This is a genomic window from Ferruginibacter lapsinanis (assembly GCF_020783315.1).
Lineage (GTDB): Bacteria > Bacteroidota > Bacteroidia > Chitinophagales > Chitinophagaceae > Ferruginibacter > Ferruginibacter lapsinanis.
This window is the reverse complement of the sequence record NZ_CP086063.1, coordinates 1,221,217-1,235,185: the sequence shown is the minus strand read 5'-3', so window position 1 is coordinate 1,235,185 and position 13,969 is coordinate 1,221,217. Positions and strand designations below refer to the sequence as shown.

Genomic DNA, 13,969 nt, shown 5'->3' with positions numbered 1-13,969 from the left:
CTTTTCTAAAACACTAAATCTTAGCCGTTTATGACCACAATTGCTCTCTACAATCTTAAAGGCGGTGTTGGCAAAACTGCCAGTTGCGTAAACTTCGCTTATCTGGCGGCAGCCGATGGTTTTAAAACTTTATTGTGGGACATCGACCCACAAGGCTCCTCCTCTTTTTATTACAAAGCAAAACCTAAAGTGCACCCCGGCATCAAAAAATTAATCACTAAAGATGCTCATCTTGAAAACGGAATTCTTTCTACTGATTTTGAATTACTGGATGTCATACCTGCCGACAATTCTGCAAAAAGTTTTGATATCATGCTGGAAGAAATGAAGGGAAACAAGAACAGATTGAAGTCAGTATTAAAACAACTGGACAAAGAATATGATTTTGTATTTATTGATTGCCCTCCGGGATTTAGTGCTTTAAGTGAAAATATCTTCAATGCCGCTGATATTGTGTTAATGCCGGTTATTCCAACCACTTTATCTATCCGTACCTATCACATGGTAAAAGATTATTTCAAAGAAAAGGATTTAGATGGCAGTAAGATGATGTGCTTCTTTACCATGGCCGACCTGCGTAAAACTATGCACAATGAGATCATGGATGAATTATATAAAGACAAGCGATTCTTCCAAAACTATATTCCATATTTATCTGATGTAGAAAAAATGGGCATTCACAAAGCTCCTATTATGGAGTTTGCCAACAGTAGTTATGCGGCAAAATGTTACAGAGAACTGTGGACAGAGATCAAGGAAGGGGTGCTGTAGATTTTTTATGTAGAGAAATAAAAAGAATCATTATCTGATAAGAATCATTGAATACAATTGATTTTGCTCAGTTAACCATCATGAATACTTTGAGAACTTCGTAAAAAACCAGTAAGATGAAAAGAGAAATAACCGGTTGGTTCAGCCCTGCATTGCACAAGGATATGCCCATTGTTACCTATGGAGATTATGGCTTTGCGTTATTAATGATACCTACTGCAGGGGCAGACTATCTGGAATATGAACGTTTTCAAATGATCGACTCTTTATCGCACTGGATCAATGGCGGTAAAGTAAAAGTTTTTTCAATCGACAGTGTAAACAATGAAAGCTGGATGAATAAGGATATGCTGGGAGAACACAAAGCAATCCGTCACAACCAATGGAATGACTATGTCATTGATGAAGTAATTCCATTTATCAAAAGTAAAACATCCTGGGACACGCCTATCATTACCTGCGGAGCATCATTCGGCGCATTACACAGTATGAATTTGTTTTTAAAATATCCTGATTTCATCAATGGAGTAATTGCGATGAGTGGCGTGTATGACTTGGCTTACTATACCAATGGTTTTTGGGATGAACAGGTGTATTATAATTCTCCTATGCAATATGTTCCTAATATAACCGACCATTGGTATCTTGAAAAGATAAGAGAAAGTCGTCACATTCATATATTAAGTGGCAGAGGTAATCATGAAGACCCTAATGCTGCCGCTTCTTTTGCTGCCGAATTGTATGACAAAGGCATTCATTACGAACTGGATATCTGGGGACATGATATGCACCATGACTGGCCAACCTGGAGAGATATGTTACCGCATTATATCAACACCAGATTTTAGCCCCCGCTACCGCTTAAAGGAGGAAAACTATAGCGAAGATTACATTTTGCAGATTGCCGATTGCAAATTGCTGATTACCTTTTTTGCTATCTTTACCGCATGCAAAAAAAATTATTTCTGTTAGATGCATTTGCGCTTGTTTTTAGGGCCTACTATGCACTTATTCGTACACCACGTGTTACCAGCAAAGGCAAAAACACCAATGCACAATTTGGCTTTACCAATACATTAGTTGATCTGATTAAAAATCAAAAGCCTACACATATGGCTGTTTGTTTTGATACCAGCGCTGCCACCGAACGCCATACAGATTTTGCAGATTACAAAGCTAACAGACAAGAAACACCTGAAGATATTTCACTCGCCGTTCCTGATATCAAAAGGATCATAGAAGCATTAAACATTCCTGTAATTGCCATCGATGGTTACGAAGCCGATGATGTGATTGGCGCATTGGCAAAACAAGCAGAGAAGGCAGGCTACGAAGTTTTTATGGTTACCCCCGATAAAGATTATGGACAACTGGTAACAGAAAACATTAAAATTTACAAACCGCCTTACCAGGGCAATACACACGAAATACTTGGGCCAAAAGAGGTTTGTGAAAAATGGGATATTGAAAATGTTAGCCAGGTAATAGATATTTTAGGATTGATGGGTGATAGTGTTGATAATATCCCCGGCATTCCCGGTGTTGGCGAAAAAACGGCTGCTAAATTGTTGAAAGAGTATGGGACATTAGAAAATATTTTAGACAATGCTGCTAACATAAAAGGTAAACTCGGCGAAAAAGTTGCTGCCGGTAAAGAGCTGGCATTGATGAGTAAAAAGTTAGCTACCATCATCACCGATATTCCTGCAGCTGAATTTCATGAAGAAAATTTCAGGATAAAGGAAATGAATAAAGAGGCGCTGAAAGAAGTTTTCGGTGAACTGGAATTCAGAACATTAGGCAAAAGATTATTGGGTGAAGAAATTGGAATAGCTACGGCTGACAATGGGCAACAGGCAATAGAAAAAGCTAAAGCTGTGCCAGCTCAAATGGACCTGTTTGGAAACATAATTGAAGCACCTGCCCCAACACCATCTGCCAGTAATTCTTCTGAAAATGAATCAGAAGAAGATCACTTTGCTATAGAAAAAAATATCAACAATACTCCACACGAATATATTTTATTGAACGATGAAAATTCAATAAAACAATTCATAAAGCTGGCCGCTCAATCAACTGAAATTTGCTTTGACACCGAAACAACCGGCATAGATGCTAACGATGCAGAGTTGGTAGGATTAAGTTTTTCTCTTAAACCCGGCGAAGCATACTATGTTCCATGCCCTGCAAATCAGGCAGACTGCATTCAACTTTTAAACAACTTTCAACAACTGTTCAACAATACTGCAATAACATGGATAGGCCAAAATATCAAATATGATATGCTGCTATTGAAATGGTATGGCTTTGAATTGAAAGGAGACATTTTTGATACGATGCTGGCACATTACGTGATTGAACCTGATGGCAAAAGAAGTATGGATGCATTGAGTGAAAAATATTTAGGTTACGAAACCGTACACATCGACGAACTTATCGGAAAGAAAGGAAAGAATCAGGGTAATATGAGAGATGTGGAAGTTGAAAAGATAAAAGATTATGCCGCCGAGGATGCTGATATCACTTTACAATTAAAAAATATTTTTCTTCCCCAACTAAAAACAAAAGAAGTAGAAAAAGTTTTTTACCAGGTAGAGAACCCATTGGTGAAGGTTTTGACCGACATGGAGTTTGAGGGCATCCGAATTGATGAAAAATTTCTGAACGATTATAGCAAGGAACTCGAAAAAGAAGCGAAAGTTGCAGAAGAAAGCGTATACGCTCAGGCGGGAGTTCGTTTTAATTTGGCAAGCCCTAAACAATTAGGAGAAGTCTTATTTGATAAAATGCAAATTGATCCTAAAGCTAAAAAAACCAAAACCGGTCAATATGCAACAGGTGAAGATGTATTATTAAAATTGGCCAGCAAGAATAAAATTGTAGATGATATTTTAGCCTTCAGAGAATACACTAAATTAAAATCAACTTATGTAGATGCACTACCGTTGATGATCAATAAAAAAACCGGCAGGGTGCATACCAGTTACGCACAAGCTGTTGCTGTAACCGGCAGACTTAGCAGCAACAATCCTAATCTGCAAAATATTCCGGTACGAACTGAAAGAGGCAGAGAGATCAGAAAAGCATTTATACCAAGAGATGAAAATTTTGTTCTACTAAGTGCCGATTATTCTCAAATTGAATTACGCATCGTGGCGGCTATTAGTGGCGATGTAAATATGTGTGAAGCATTCAGAACCGGAAAAGATATTCATACCGCTACGGCTGCCAAAGTATTTAACGTAGATGAAAAAGAAGTGACCAAAGAAATGCGCTACAAAGCCAAAAGTGTAAACTTCGGCATCATCTATGGACAAGGCGCATTTGGCTTAGCAGAAAATTTAGGTATCACAAGAGCAGAAGCTAAAGAGATCATCGATAATTATAAAATGCAATTCCCCAACATCCAGAAATATATGGATGACACCATCAACTTCGCCAGGGAAACCGGCTATGTTGAAACTTTGATGGGACGTAAGCGTTGGTTGAAAGACATCAATTCTGCCAACTTTACCGTACGTGGTTTTGCAGAACGTAATGCTATCAACTCTCCTATTCAAGGCTCTGCAGCTGATATGATCAAGTTGGCCATGATAAAAATTCATGCAGCGTTCAAACAACGCAATTTTAAAAGCAAAATGCTATTGCAGGTACATGACGAATTAGTGTTTGATGCACATAAAGATGAAATAGAAATTATTAAGCCTGTTATTTTAGAATGTATGCAAACTGCATTAAAATTACCGAATGATGTTCCTACAGATGCCGAAGTAGGCGTCGGAGATAATTGGTTAGTTGCTCATTAAAAATGAAAGAATTAAAAAACGAAAAAATGAATCCAATATTAATTTATTGCTATGATGCCTACTGTGGCTGGTGCTATGGTTTTAGCCCGGTAATGGTTGAAATAGCCAAAGAATACAGAGATGCGTTTGATATAGAGGTACTCAGTGGCGGTATGATGATCGGTGAAAACATTGCCCCTATCGAAAAAATTGGGCCCTATATACAAGGTGCTTATAAACGTGTGGAGGAATTGACCGGTGTCAAATTCGGTGAAGATTTTTTATGGCATATTAACAACCCCGATAAAAGTGATTGGGTGATGAACTCAGAAAAACCGGCTATCGCATTATCCATCTTCAAGGAAATATTTCCTGAAAAACAAATTGCATTCGCCAGTGACTTGCAATATGCTTTAAATTATGAGGGAAGGGATCTGGATGATGACGAAGCTTATCGTCATCTACTTGAAAAATATGCATTAGATGCAGACACATTTTACAGCAAACTAAAAAGTAACGAATATAAAGAAAGAGCTTACTACGAATTTGCTTTGTGCAAACAATTAAGTGTAACCTCATTTCCGCAGGTACTGTTGCAGGTCAACGAATCAAAGTTTTTCTTACTAGCGCAAGGGTTTACGCCTTATGAAACATTGAAAGAAAGAATTGATGCTGCACTAAAAAACATTGAATGAAGTACGTTTTATCATACATGGAATAGTAGCTCCTATCACTTCCTCATTTTTTCTTCGTACAATTTCACCCAATCATGCACTGAGATCTTTGATACTAATTCACCTATTAACTCATAAGGAATTGTATCAGTTTTTTTAAACCGAATGCACCCTTTGCCCATATCCAATTTGCCGATATTTAAACGAGCGTATTCTTCGGCAAACCAATTGGCCAATTTTTCACTTCCGTAAATACCCAAATTATGTAGAGAAATATGATTTTTTTGTGACCCCAAATTAATAAATGGCAAGGGCAGTTTGGGATCACAGTGATACCCTTTTGGATAGGTGCTAAATGGCACTACATACCCTATCATCCCATAGCTCATCTCTTCTTTAAAACCTTTAGGTAAATTTTTTTTGATGATCGTTCTTAATTTTTTGATCACTGCCTGCCTTTCTGCCGGCAAGCCTTGTATATACTCATTTACCGTAGCCGCTTTAGATTGCATAATCTGTAAGTTTAAAATAAATTTACCAAAAAAATATATAAACTACCTTTGCAGCACTAATGGAAAAGAATTTTATAGATTATATCCGGATTTTTTGCCGGAGTGGACATGGAGGAGCTGGTAGTAAGCATTTTATGCGTACCAAGTATAATGCTATGGCAGGCCCTGATGGTGGCGATGGTGGACGTGGTGCTCACATCATTTTGCGAGGCAACTCACAATTATGGACATTACTGCATTTAAGATATTATAAAAATGTATTGGCAGAAGATGGAGAAGGAGGAAATAAAAACAATCAAACCGGCCGTTTTGGAAAAGATATTATCATAGAAGTTCCGTTAGGCACTATAGCAAGAGATGAAGAAACGGGATTAAAAGAAGTGGAGATCTTAGAAGATGGACAGGAAGTGATCTGGATAAAAGGTGGCCGTGGCGGATTGGGTAACTCCAATTTTAAGACAGCAACCAACCAGGCACCGGATTATGCTCAACCTGGCGAACCCGGTATTGAAGGATGGAAATTATTAGAATTAAAAGTGCTGGCGGATGTAGGACTTGTTGGATTCCCAAATGCAGGAAAATCTACCTTACTGTCATGCATAACTGCAGCCAAACCTAAAGTAGCGGATTATGCATTTACAACACTTACACCACAGTTAGGAATGGTTGAATACAGAGATGGTAAAAGTTTTTGTATTGCAGATCTGCCGGGTATCATAGAAGGCGCTGCTGAAGGAAAAGGCTTGGGGCATAGATTTTTACGCCATATTGAACGTAACTCTATCTTACTTTTCCTGATCCCTGCCGACAGTGACAATCATAGAAAAGAATTTGACATCCTCGTAAATGAATTGAAAGAATACAACCCGGAAATGCTTCAAAAAGATTTTGTCATTGCTGTCAGCAAAAGTGATATGCTGGATGATGAATTGAAAGCTGCTATAGAAAAAGAATTACCTGAAAAAATTCCTCATATATTTATTTCTTCAGTAGCCGGCAAAGGACTTTCAGAGCTTAAAGACCTGCTTTGGAAAACATTGAATAACTCCGAGAAAAAGGAAATATAAAAATACCCATCTATGGGTATTGCTTTTGTTGATTATTAGTTGTTAATTGCGTTCAAACCTACATGTATGAAACGTATAACCTTGCTGGTAATTGCCGGAGTATTGCTTACTTCGCTATGTTTGACTGCTCAAACAAAAAAGAATCTTAAAAAAACGCTGGAGCTTAAAATGCCTAAAACCGTTGATGATGATATGTGCGGAACAAGAGGAGCCTCTGTTGCCTGGCATCCGATGTTAAAAAAATACTATGCTTCGTTTGCCGGTAATAAAGAATACCCGTTTGGGGTTTTTGATGTAAAGGGCAAAAGACTCTCTGACGACGAGCAAAAAGCCATGGTAGATTTAAGAGGAATCTGGTACAACCCTACCTCTAAAAGTATTTCTGGAAATGGATACGATGATAATGGCTGGTTCACCTATTCGCTTGACAAGAAGGGTATTCCTGAAAATTTTGTCACTGATTTCGAAGGCCTTAATCAGCCAGATGCACAATCTGTTGGGGTTTTGCTCCCTGCTAAAAAAGCAGTAATGTTTTTATCAGGCAGAACCGTTTCTTTTTATTCAACCAGTTCCGCTACAAGTGACGAATCATTAACGATCCACTTTGGTAAAGTAAAAAAAGATATTGAAGAGGATGCAGATGCGGACCTGTATACAACTCCTGAGGACTACAACTACACATCTCTGATTTACACAGGTATTAAAAACTCAGAAATTGGTTTTTTGAACGTCACAGAAAAGCAAATTGAGCTGTATAACATCGCCGATGGCTCTCTTACGTCTGTATTAAAACTACCTGAAGATGCAACTGTAGAGTCTGCTTTTAATTTCGCTTATGCAAATGGTGTTTACTGGTTATTTAATATTGAAAAAAGAACCTGGATAGGATATAAATAGTTAATCCGTCTTCATTTATACATGTGACCTCTGCAGATTTTTCTACAGAGGTTTTTTTTGTGGGTAATGTATTCTTTTACTCAAAAATCGTTGCCTTTATAAAATTTCCATAAGAGTTTGATGGTAATATTTTTAAGTTACCTCCTGCCTACCCGGCGCTGTCGTTTTGTTTAAATTACCGCCATTGTCTTGAAAAAACATTTTTGATCAGGCATCAAATGGATAATGGAAATTGTTAACCGGGCAAGTCTGTTCTTAACAAAAAATCAGCAATAAATCAGTAACTAAAACGTTATTAACAAGTTCACATTCATCGTATTTTGTGGCAGCTAAAGAGTTAATTTTACCTACAGGATGAAAAGAACGTTACATTCAATTTCATTTATTATAGTTTCTGTTTTGCTTACGGCTTGCCCGTATTCATCTCCTTATCCTCTCGACGAATCTCCCCAGCAATCTATTGACGAATCATATTTAGGCAAATGGGCCACGATGGTTACAAAAATAATCGACGACAGACATTCAAAGATCGAACCTGTAAAAGTGATCCTTACAAAAAAAGATGATATGGAATATAATGTAGCCATTACCGGGTACATTGATGAATTTGTTAAATATAGGATTGTAACTGATGACACTATAAAGGGAACTGCATTTTTATCAACCGCTGTCAATAAACAATTCTTAAACATTGACATTGCCGGCAGAATATATCTGGCAGAAGTAAAAAAAGATGATGGCACATTTTCTATTTATCCATTGAGTGATTACTTTACCAACAAAATGATAAAAAGTACTCCAGCTCTCCGCAATGCACTTGAGTTTCATTATAAAACGAGATTAAATCCATCATATGATGAAGATTTTATGCTCAAAGATTTAAAAAGAGTAAATTAGCGCCCTGATGCAACGCAAAATAATTTACTTTATTAATCCTATCTCGGGAACGAAAAACAAAGGTCTTGTAATTGAAAAGATCAAGGAAAGAACTAAGCAACAGAATATTCCTTTCGAAATTTTACATACCAATGCTGCAGGCAATTATTTTTATCTTAAAGAAAAAATAGACACCGAAGAGATCACAGATATTGTTATTTGCGGCGGCGATGGCACAATAAATAAAATCGTTAACGCTTTATTAGATGTGGATGTAAAAGTAGGCATCATCCCAATGGGATCTGGCAACGGGCTTGCATTAGCTGCAAAGATCCCTAGGCAAATTGATAAAGCACTTGATGTGATCTTTACAGGTAAGGCTTCTTATATAGATTCCTTTTTTATCAACGATTCTTTCAGCTGTATGCTCTGCGGATTAGGATTTGATGCCCAGGTAGCGCATGATTTTGCCTCTCAGCAATCAAGGGGTTTATCTACTTATGTGAAACAAACGATCAATAACTTCCTGATTGCACAACCCTATTTATTTGAAATTACCAATGTAGGTAACTCATTTACAACCGAAGCGTATTTTATCAGCATTGCCAACAGCAATCAATTTGGCAACAATTTTACCATTGCGCCAAAAGCAAGTCTAAGCGATGGTTTACTTGATGTAGTTGTAGTAAAAAAAATGAGTAAGTTTCGTTTGTTATTGTCTATCCTGAAACATATCAGCAGAGGAGAGATCAGTGAATACAATGACAAAACTTTTCATGACAAAGATGTATTGTATTTTCAAACCGACAAACTCATCATCCGGAATTTAGATAGAGCTCCGTTACATATCGATGGAGACCCTGCAACAACAGCGGGTAAATTTTCTTTTGAGATCATACCGGATGCATTCAAGCTGATTCAGCCTGCATAAATTTCCGTATTACTATTTACTTTAAAATATTTTGCAATTCTTTCAACAATTGCTGATTGTAAGGTTTATTAAAAGACCTGATCACATCTTTCTTTTCAACTGCGGTCAAATGAAAATTAAGAGCGGCACCTTTATCCTCTTTATCTGGTACATACATAAAAGTAAGTCGATGTATAGCAGCATTTGCAGAATCTGCCAAATAACTATATTGATCTGCCTGGAAATAATCCTGCAGCTTATACCAGTTATGCTGTAGCATGGTGGCAGGCTTCACAATAATATCTGTAACCGAGCCTGTTTCAAAAGGCTGTTGCCAATTATCTTTCAACCTGTCTCGTATTTGTATAATCACTACCCCTCCTGTATTTTTATCGATCCACTCTTTAAAATTATCAATAAACCGCAGTGTAGTTTCTTGTCCGTAATTATCTCTTAGCCCTGCATCCATTGCATCAACTACCGGGTTTGTAGGCAACCACACATTGGGTAGTACATATGGAAATGTTGCATTCATCCTTAACGCAGTAGATATCCTCAAACTCAATGGATCTTGTTTTTTTAGCAGGGCGGCAAAGTCTACTGCATCCGGGCTGTAGCTTGTATCGGTTGCATAAAAGGAAGGTTTCATCATAAAGCTAAGTGGCTGTGTGGCGGCCATTAACTTACGGCCATCCCTCGTAATAACAGCATTGAAGATCATCAGTGGAATCTTAGCTTGCTTTTCATCCGCTGCATAATCACTCATTTGTTTACCCAATAGACCACCGGAATTTTCAATTAGCTTTTGTTCAAATGCATAACCCCTATCTTTTACATACCGATATGGACCGACAGAAAACCGTTGAACCGGAGAAAAAATATCACGACTGATCATTGAAGAAAAAACAGGGTTCAACAGATCCTGCGAAATGTTATCTGTATACGCCGGATCGTATAAATCAATATTCGCTCCATTAGTTTTATTTCGATACAATTCTCTGTAATAGCTTGCTGCCAGCATTCCCCCACTGGCTCCACTGATCATAAAGGTTTGTTTCATTAAAGATCCATTCAAACTGCTATCAATATGCTGTAAGGTATTCATCACAAAGGCTGCACTTCTCAATCCTCCGCCACTTACATTGATAAAAACCAAGACTGGTTTTTCAGTCGTTTGTTTTTGTTTCCAGTTTTCTAAAATAGCAAGCATATTGGCCTTATCCGCTGCAATCATATCCGGCGTACACAATTTTTGCAGTGATAGCTTATTATATGTCGGACGATCTTTAGTATTCAGATAATTAATTCCATAGGCTTTGTTTCGTGGATCAATCACTTCATTGGTATATAAAATATTTAGTCCTGCCAGCAAAACAATCACAAACAACACACTCCAACTTTGCAGAAAATAAGTAAGCGCTCCAATTACAGCTACCATTACTGCAAAAAATATTATGATACAAGATGCTGCAGGAGCCTGAAAAAATTTAATGTCTAAAAAAAATCCACAGACAATTAAAAAAATAAATGCCACAATTGTCCCTACTATTCCTGAAAAATGATGGCGTTTAAAAATAGTGTCTAAAAAAGTTTCGCTGTAATGCGACACATTTCTTGCCTTTCTTAATTTTAACCTTGTACTGAAATAGTACCCCACCTTCATCCCAAAGGCATCGCTTTGTTTGTCTTTATGCGGATCAAAATTTGCTTTAAAACTTTCAGGATTTGATATCACCGGAGTAATTGCTTTTAAAATCCGTCTGTCTGCTCCAAAAAACAAAGCAAACGAAACAGAGATCAATAAAAAGAATCCTCCCAAAAACCCAATGACCAGGCCCGTTATCTCACCGGCACTTAACAATTCTTTTGTTGAATTAAATTGAACCGACCTGATCAGATATAAGATCAAAAAAAGCAGCGGTAAAATAGCATTATTGATGCAGTATTTTAAAAAGGGTTTAGATGCGGTGGCTAAAAATTTAAACCGACGGGTATGAAGTATAAAAGTGGTGATATTCCAACTCATAAAAAAAACGCCCAATGCAATCCCCACTATAGCGGCACTTAACGCATTCACCTTTCCTAAATACTCAGGCACAAAAAAGAGTGCATCTGCTCCATAACTATGCATAAACCCGCTATTAACAGTACTTACCAGCAAAAACCAAAAAATCAATAATAGTTGATATTTTCTAAAATGTAAAATGAATAGCTGAATAGGAAAGGAATAAAAAATATCTTTCAGCAATGAACGCATAGCAAGGTTGTTTTCTAAATGTACTACAAATAAATATAAAAATCAATCCTGCAATATTCTTTTACAAAACTGAGGATCTCCTTCTGACAACAAACAATAAACATACGATCACCATCACTAATACCATGGCTGTAAACTGATGAGCAACTCCTAAAACGACCAAACGATTTGTATGCGTAGCATTTAACACAGTGAATATGCCCAACAACACCTGTAAAATAACCAATACCAAAAATGCTCCACGTAAACGACTAAACAATTTCTGTCCATGGATATTTACTGACTTAAACCACCAGGCTACGATCATTACAAAAAGCAGATACGCCAACCCACGATGAATAAAATGTATAGCAATTGGGTTGTATACAAAATTTTTTAACCCCGGCGTCTCATCATTTAAATGTTTCGGAATTAAATAGCCATTGATATCCGGCCAGGTTGGCGCAGTAACGGCCGCTCTCAAGCCTGCCATGAAACCACCGTACATTAATTGTAACACCAATACTACCAAAATAAGTATCAGCCATTTCTTTAAAACGGGATTAACCAGTTTTTGTTGTGGTGTAACCAATAAACTCAATGCAAACCACAATGTATAACAAAGTAATCCGAGTGCAGCAATAAAATGTGTTGTCAATTCAACATGACCAACAAAATATTTTTCCGGTACTAATCCGCTCTTTACCATAAACCAACCAATAGCTCCTTGTATACCACCCAAAAAGAAAAGTATCACCATCGGTAATATCATTTCTTTTTTGAACATCTTTTTTGCCAGAAAGTAAACAAACCCAATAAAAAAAACTACCCCCATCAATCTTGCCCACACACGATGAAACCACTCCCAAAAAAAAATAGATTTAAAATCTGATAAAGAAAAATTTTGATGTACATACTTGAATTGATCGGTCAAACGATATTTATCAAACTCTGCCTGCCACGCTACGTCATTCATTGGCGGAAGCGTTCCGGTAATCGGTTTCCACTCTGTGATAGAAAGGCCGGATTCTGTTAAACGGGTTATTCCTCCAAGAAGCACCTGCACCACTATCATACCCACTCCTATCAGCAGCCAAATAGCAACCGGCTTTGAAGAAGGTGAACTTTGTTGAATTGAATTATTATTCATAGCGGTTGCAAAGTTAGTACAGCAATTGTTGTTATTACCTTGTGAGTTGTTTTTTTATTCTTTTAACAGATATTTGTTAAACAGTATGCTGCTCCCTTTTTACCAAAACAAATTAATTGAGGCCGGTCTGGATGAAGCCGGTAGAGGTTGTTATGCCGGCCCTGTGTTTGCAGCCGCAGTTATTTTACCCAAAGATTTTCATCATCCATTATTAAATGACAGCAAGCAACTGAAGGAAAAGCAACGGGATCTGCTACGACCTGTTATTGAAAAAGAAAGCATTGCCTTCGCAGTAAGCCAGGTTAGTAACAGCGAAATAGACCTGATCAATATTCTGCAGGCATCTTACAAAGCAATGCATTTGAGCATCGATCAATTGTCGATAACTCCTGAATTATTATTAATTGACGGAAACCGGTTTAAGCCCTATAAAAAGATCAATCATCTCTGTATTGTTAAAGGTGATGGAAAATATACATCTATAGCGGCGGCGAGTATTTTAGCCAAGACTTATAGGGACGAATATATGCAGCAGCTGCACAAAAAATTTCCGCAATATGGTTGGGATAAAAATAAAGGTTATGGAACAGCTATTCACCGCAGGGCCATAGAAGCAAATGGCCTATGCAAATACCATCGTAAAACTTTCAACATTTTACCAAATCAACCAGAAATATTTTAATTCGTTTTAAACTTTTTATCTGTAGCCCCGTCTTTATACAGCGCCGGTCATAAAATCATTGTAAAACAAAACAGAAAAAAAATGAAAACGAAATTAATTATTGCAGCCATTGCTTTCTTAAGCATTTCTACCACCAGTGCCAATGCACAAAAAATGAAAAATCAACATCATCGAATTGCCCAAGGTGTACGCAGCGGTGAACTGACTAAAGTTGAAGCTAAAAAATTAAGAACCGATCAAAAGGAGATACACCAGGAAGTAAAAGTAGCAAAAGCTGATGGGGTAGTAACTCCTGCAGAACGCAAAGAGATCCGCAAAGATCAAAGACAAGCCAACAGAAAAATTTATCGTAAAAAACATAACGACAGAGTAAGAGGATAGTGGTATACAGGACACTGATCTGACTTAT

General features: G+C 37.3%; 13 protein-coding genes. 10 read left to right on the top strand and 3 right to left on the bottom strand.

The window, feature by feature from the left end; all coding sequences use genetic code 11:
• The first annotated feature begins 30 nt into the window (after window positions 1-30).
• The 4 genes from LK994_RS05410 to LK994_RS05395 all read left to right on the top strand — a co-directional run bounded on the left by LK994_RS05410 (window position 31) and on the right by LK994_RS05395 (window position 5,251).
• Window positions 31-771: a ParA family protein gene (locus tag LK994_RS05410; protein ID WP_229761873.1), complete on the top strand. Its 741-nt coding sequence runs from the start codon at window positions 31-33 to the stop codon at window positions 769-771.
• 116 nt (window positions 772-887) lie between these two features.
• Entirely contained in the window at window positions 888-1,619 is a 732-nt protein-coding gene (locus LK994_RS05405; protein ID WP_229761872.1) for an esterase family protein, read from the top strand.
• 99 nt (window positions 1,620-1,718) lie between these two features.
• Window positions 1,719-4,577: a DNA polymerase I gene (gene polA, locus LK994_RS05400; protein WP_229761871.1), complete on the top strand. Its 2,859-nt coding sequence runs from the start codon at window positions 1,719-1,721 to the stop codon at window positions 4,575-4,577.
• A gap of 26 nt (window positions 4,578-4,603) precedes the next feature.
• Window positions 4,604-5,251, top strand: a complete 648-nt coding sequence (locus tag LK994_RS05395; RefSeq protein ID WP_229761870.1) for a DsbA family protein — start codon at window positions 4,604-4,606, stop codon at window positions 5,249-5,251.
• A 35-nt stretch (window positions 5,252-5,286) separates the two neighbouring features.
• Here the strand turns inward: LK994_RS05395 and LK994_RS05390 are convergent, their stop codons facing one another.
• A complete protein-coding gene (locus LK994_RS05390) occupies window positions 5,287-5,742 on the bottom strand; it encodes an iron chaperone (protein ID WP_229761869.1) in 456 nt (151 codons plus the stop codon).
• A gap of 59 nt (window positions 5,743-5,801) precedes the next feature.
• Between LK994_RS05390 and obgE the strand changes: the two genes are divergently transcribed.
• The 4 genes from obgE (at window position 5,802) to LK994_RS05370 (ending at window position 9,513) form a co-directional block, all read left to right on the top strand.
• Window positions 5,802-6,809 (top strand): GTPase ObgE, encoded by a 1,008-nt coding sequence (obgE, locus tag LK994_RS05385; RefSeq protein ID WP_229761868.1) that lies wholly within the window; start codon window positions 5,802-5,804, stop codon window positions 6,807-6,809.
• 66 nt (window positions 6,810-6,875) lie between these two features.
• The gene (locus tag LK994_RS05380; RefSeq protein WP_229761867.1) at window positions 6,876-7,706 is read left to right on the top strand and encodes a hypothetical protein; all 831 of its coding nucleotides are present in this window, start codon (window positions 6,876-6,878) and stop codon (window positions 7,704-7,706) included.
• Window positions 7,707-8,060: 354 nt separating this feature from the next.
• A complete protein-coding gene (locus tag LK994_RS05375) occupies window positions 8,061-8,603 on the top strand; it encodes a hypothetical protein (protein WP_229761866.1) in 543 nt (180 codons plus the stop codon).
• Window positions 8,604-8,610: 7 nt separating this feature from the next.
• On the top strand, window positions 8,611-9,513 hold the full coding sequence (locus LK994_RS05370; protein WP_229761865.1) for a diacylglycerol/lipid kinase family protein: 903 nt from the start codon (window positions 8,611-8,613) through the stop codon (window positions 9,511-9,513).
• 16 nt (window positions 9,514-9,529) lie between these two features.
• Here the strand turns inward: LK994_RS05370 and LK994_RS05365 are convergent, their stop codons facing one another.
• Together LK994_RS05365 and LK994_RS05360 are read right to left on the bottom strand one after the other, a co-directional pair.
• Entirely contained in the window at window positions 9,530-11,749 is a 2,220-nt protein-coding gene (locus tag LK994_RS05365; RefSeq protein ID WP_229761864.1) for a hypothetical protein, read from the bottom strand.
• A gap of 61 nt (window positions 11,750-11,810) precedes the next feature.
• A complete protein-coding gene (locus LK994_RS05360; protein WP_229761863.1) occupies window positions 11,811-12,878 on the bottom strand; it encodes a COX15/CtaA family protein in 1,068 nt (355 codons plus the stop codon).
• An 85-nt stretch (window positions 12,879-12,963) separates the two neighbouring features.
• On the opposite strand from LK994_RS05360, the gene LK994_RS05355 reads away from it, so the two are divergent.
• Complete coding sequence (locus tag LK994_RS05355; RefSeq protein WP_229761862.1) at window positions 12,964-13,560, top strand: ribonuclease HII; 597 nt, start codon at window positions 12,964-12,966, stop codon at window positions 13,558-13,560.
• Window positions 13,561-13,641: 81 nt separating this feature from the next.
• Window positions 13,642-13,941, top strand: a complete 300-nt coding sequence (locus tag LK994_RS05350) for a hypothetical protein (protein ID WP_229761861.1) — start codon at window positions 13,642-13,644, stop codon at window positions 13,939-13,941.
• Window positions 13,942-13,969: the final 28 nt, after the last annotated feature.

What these genes read in the sequence shown, in the direction of transcription:
- LK994_RS05365 (WP_229761864.1), bottom strand. Translation starts at nt 11,749, where the DNA reads ATGCGTTCATTGCTGAAAGATATTTTTTATTCCTTTCCTATTCAGCTA.
- LK994_RS05395 (WP_229761870.1), top strand. Translation starts at nt 4,604, where the DNA reads ATGAATCCAATATTAATTTATTGCTATGATGCCTACTGTGGCTGGTGC.
- LK994_RS05370 (WP_229761865.1), top strand. Translation starts at nt 8,611, where the DNA reads ATGCAACGCAAAATAATTTACTTTATTAATCCTATCTCGGGAACGAAA.
- LK994_RS05360 (WP_229761863.1), bottom strand. Translation starts at nt 12,878, where the DNA reads ATGAATAATAATTCAATTCAACAAAGTTCACCTTCTTCAAAGCCGGTT.
- LK994_RS05410 (WP_229761873.1), top strand. Translation starts at nt 31, where the DNA reads ATGACCACAATTGCTCTCTACAATCTTAAAGGCGGTGTTGGCAAAACT.
- obgE (WP_229761868.1), top strand. Translation starts at nt 5,802, where the DNA reads ATGGAAAAGAATTTTATAGATTATATCCGGATTTTTTGCCGGAGTGGA.
- LK994_RS05350 (WP_229761861.1), top strand. Translation starts at nt 13,642, where the DNA reads ATGAAAACGAAATTAATTATTGCAGCCATTGCTTTCTTAAGCATTTCT.
- LK994_RS05390 (WP_229761869.1), bottom strand. Translation starts at nt 5,742, where the DNA reads ATGCAATCTAAAGCGGCTACGGTAAATGAGTATATACAAGGCTTGCCG.
- LK994_RS05380 (WP_229761867.1), top strand. Translation starts at nt 6,876, where the DNA reads ATGAAACGTATAACCTTGCTGGTAATTGCCGGAGTATTGCTTACTTCG.
- LK994_RS05375 (WP_229761866.1), top strand. Translation starts at nt 8,061, where the DNA reads ATGAAAAGAACGTTACATTCAATTTCATTTATTATAGTTTCTGTTTTG.
- polA (WP_229761871.1), top strand. Translation starts at nt 1,719, where the DNA reads ATGCAAAAAAAATTATTTCTGTTAGATGCATTTGCGCTTGTTTTTAGG.
- LK994_RS05355 (WP_229761862.1), top strand. Translation starts at nt 12,964, where the DNA reads ATGCTGCTCCCTTTTTACCAAAACAAATTAATTGAGGCCGGTCTGGAT.
- LK994_RS05405 (WP_229761872.1), top strand. Translation starts at nt 888, where the DNA reads ATGAAAAGAGAAATAACCGGTTGGTTCAGCCCTGCATTGCACAAGGAT.